We start from the raw sequence: 736 nt of genomic DNA, 5'->3' as shown, positions 1-736 counted from the left end.
GTCTGATTCTTGAATTCGTTACCACGATCCGTGTGAAATATTTGAATATCCTTCAGCGTTCCATTTACGGATTGAAACGCTTGTTTTACAAGGTCTGCTGTTTTGTTACGCCCGGCACTGTAACCAATTATTTCTCTATTAAAGAGGTCAACAAGGACGCATATGTAGTTCCAGCTCTTTCCGACTCTAACATATGTTAAATCACTTACAACAACATTTCTATATGGTTGCTCACTGAACTGGCGATCAACAACATTTTTAATTTTTGATTCGTTGCAAGTGTCTTTTTGAGGACGGAATTGAGCAGTTGTATAACTTGAAACCAGTCCTTCCTGCCTCATGATTCTGCCGATACGACGGCGTGAAACAATGATATGTCTATCTTTTAAATCTGATTTTATTTTTCGGGTTCCGTAATTATTACGGCTTGCTTTAAATATATCGATGATATGTTCCACCAGCTCCGACTCATCTGGCTTTGCTTTTGCTTCATAGTAATAGGTACTTCTAGGAATTTTTAGGACTTTGCACATTGCTGACACAGAGTATTTGTGGATATTCGCCTTAATCACATTTACTTTCGTCCTAAGATCAGCGCTGCTTGCTTTAGTATATCATTCTCCATTTCAAGATATTTGTTACGTTTCCGAAGCTCAATAAGTTCCTTTTGTTCCGATGTAAGATTGTCTTTCTCTTTAAAAGAACCACTATTATTGGCTTGCTGAATCCATTTGTC

General features: G+C 37.6%; 1 pseudogene. It reads right to left on the bottom strand.

Annotation, left to right across the window (positions count from 1 at the left end):
• A pseudogene (locus FAY33_RS19135) lies at positions 1-736 on the bottom strand (IS3 family transposase); the annotation flags it as partial.

Origin of the sequence: Clostridium sp. HBUAS56010, assembly GCF_007115105.1 — a bacterium.
GTDB lineage: Bacteria > Bacillota > Clostridia > Lachnospirales > Lachnospiraceae > Lacrimispora.
This window is presented reverse-complemented; position numbering and strand designations above follow the sequence as displayed.